Raw genomic sequence first — 2,856 nt, forward strand, 5'->3', positions numbered from 1 at the left:
CTTTGAGTCAATGAGGATCATTCGAAAACGACAGCTCGAAGCAGAGGGCAATACCTCTGCTGAGATCTTCTATTCCCTGGCTGCATGATTGCTCGCAAATCCAGATATTTTCTCGCTCAGAGTTTGCAAACGCAACACAACGCGGCACTGTCCTGCCCGGTCCGGGTGGGTAGGCCGGCTAGAGAACGGAATCATCTGTGAAAAATAACAGACTGTGGATTGTCCGCCCTAAGACTGTCATTTGACGTCCACTGCGAAGATCACAGCGGTGTTGATGGCAGTCCGTGCGGGCAATCCACATAATGCTTTAGCAACTATTTCAACTCATTGACTGAGTGAAAAACTGTGCCGGGTGAGTACCGTGACGAGTCAGAGCACCCGAGTCTCATTCTTTTAAAGAGCAAATTTTCAATAAGCCTATGATTGGTTCCGGACACGGTTTCGACAGCGGAGACGAAAACTCCTCATCGAACATAAGGGTGTTTGCTTTTACTCATCTCCCGGATATTTTTGTCCTTGGTCGCCTCAAGACATTCCTCAATGACCTGCCTATGGCCTGGGACTTCTCGTGGACGATGTCCCACGGAAATACTCAACTGACAACCGATATGGTCGCCCGTCAAATGTGGTTTGCTGTGGGGCCTTCATACAAGAAGACCAGGGAGGATTTGCAGTCGTTCGACGAGAACATCGGCAATTTGAATCCATATGGAAAGCTTAGCCTCAAGCTCGTGACCTATAACATTGATAAAGCTACAGAGCGCCGAATCTTAAGATATGCCATTCAGTACCTCAATGTCCCGGTTATCTGTGAAGATAGAGTAGGGCCTCACTTGATATCAACCGCCCTGCCGCTTAATTGCGGCTCTGAGCACAATTCGATCGTGGGCCGCCACCGGACCATTCGGCTGGCCCCTGCCCTGGGCTTCCTCCCCATTTATGGCGGCTACAGAGGGACGGGCTACCGGCTCTGGAGGTCCAATCGCGGCTTTGAGTGTCGATTTGATAGGTTTGCCGGTGAACAGAATCGGACGACTATCACGCTCGGGATGGCTGGCGCAGGAAAATCGGTATCAGATGGGTTCGACATCATGGAGTTCAAGGCACGCTATCCAGATAGCGCCGTTATCGTCGTCGATAACAAATCATCTTATGAACGGCTTGCAGACCTTCTGGGCGGGAAAGTTGTCAAGTTTGACGAAGACTTTCTCAAGGAAAACCCATACTCCCCCTTTGCGATTAAAACCTGGGAGAAAGAGGACATTAATCTTGTCGTGTCCTTCATTTCCTCATGCATCGCATGGGTTAATCCCTATGCGGAATTTACCAGCGATCACTCCGAGATTCTCGTTGAAGCCATCAAGATGTGTGTCAACAATCATGCAAAGGATCTCGCCTGGGCTCAGGAACACCCCGAAAGGGCCGCCTCAGTCCCACCTCACTTCACATTGGTGCAGGTACTTGAAAAGCTCGAACCGGCAGCGGATCTTAAAAACTTTCGCGGGTCCATGGAGGCTGTTGACCAGCTAAGAAAATGGCTGGTCCCATTCACCAAGACTGGTCAGTTTGGGTTTCTTTTTTCTGAGCATGAGAAACCACAGGAACACGATTCCCACAAATTTATGGTTTACGATCTTGGTGGAATTTCGGATCAACGTCTGCAGTCGATGGCCGCTCAGCTCGTAGCCCTGAAACTTATACGGGACATAAAGAAGCTTGGTCGGGCAACCCAGAAATTTATCATCTTTGAAGAGCTTGGCGTTTTTCTGCATGGGGAATCAGAGACCACGAAAGATATCGCAAATCGCCTTGTAAAAAACATCACAAAGACTGTGAGGAAATACAATGGCATTCCACACGGCATCACCAACGGCGTCGAAGACTTCTTCGACCGCCGTGGAGGACAGGCTTTCTGGGCTCAGGCGACAAGGAAGATATTTCTCCCCATGACCCACGCAATGATCGAAAAGCTCGAAGAAAAGGCAAAGGATCTTGATAGTGCCGATATCGATATTCTGAAATCTTTGCACATCAAGGATGGCGTATACACACAGGCATACATCATCCTCGGTCAAGGGCGGGATCAGGTTAAGGTCGTGATTGAGATTCCACTGTCTCCCACAGCTGGAGCCGTGTTTATAACTACCGGTTCAGTCTGCGCATACTATGACGACCTAAGATCGAAAGGGGTGAATGTCATCGACACTCTTGAAAACCTCTCAGATCACATCGAAAGGAACATGCAATGAAGAAGGTCAGATCCCGAACCGGCAAGGCACTTCCGTGCTTGGGCTTGAGGGCAGTGGGGTGAGTAGACCCACTGCCCATATTCGGCCAGCCCCTGGGGGCCCTGTTTTGCAAGCTTTTGCAGAACACTTTCGATTCTGTCCTGAGTTTCCTTGGCTTGCTTGATAAGCTTACGATAAAGACCCTCAAAGGGGTCACTCTTACCGATGGATTCGAGTGTAAGTTAGTTTGCAACTTTAGCGAGGACTACACGTTCGAACAGCAGATGTTCCGCAGTGAACGCCAGCTTTTCCCACATAGAGCGACACCTTATTGACGAATTCGACCGATATTCCCAAGGGTCGTATGGCATCGACCAATTTGGTTCGAAACTGATCCTGCAGCGGATCCAAGGTTAAAAATACAGAGTCCAAGGGTTGACCGTTGATGGTGTTCGGTAAAATAGATGATGCTCGATCACCTTGGGAACCAAAGGACTCTACCAAGTCTTCACCTTCAGGAACGTAAAGGTGAGGAATGCGAATAACCTTGATCATAGGGCAATCCGTTGCAGCCTTTACACGTGCCACCAAAGTCGAAACTTCGGTATCGATTATTTTTTCATAGGTT

2 protein-coding genes are annotated in these 2,856 nt (G+C 49.1%); one reads left to right on the top strand and one right to left on the bottom strand.

The features are described 5' to 3' along the window. The first annotated feature begins 623 nt into the window (after window positions 1–623). Window positions 624–2,249 (top strand): hypothetical protein, encoded by a 1,626-nt coding sequence (locus VE954_RS10355; RefSeq protein ID WP_324952360.1) that lies wholly within the window; start codon window positions 624–626, stop codon window positions 2,247–2,249. A gap of 234 nt (window positions 2,250–2,483) precedes the next feature. Here VE954_RS10355 and VE954_RS10360 read toward each other — a convergent pair. Then, window positions 2,484–2,856 (bottom strand): protein-arginine deiminase family protein (locus VE954_RS10360; RefSeq protein WP_324952362.1); only part of this gene is annotated, 373 nt, incomplete at its 5' end.

The organism is Oligoflexus sp. (assembly GCF_035638955.1).
Classification (GTDB): Bacteria; Bdellovibrionota_B; Oligoflexia; order Oligoflexales; family Oligoflexaceae; genus Oligoflexus.

Bases quoted from the DNA above. Each gene is read 5' to 3' on its own strand.
- VE954_RS10355 (WP_324952360.1), top strand. From the start codon at position 624: ATGTGGTTTGCTGTGGGGCCTTCATACAAGAAGACCAGGGAGGATTTG.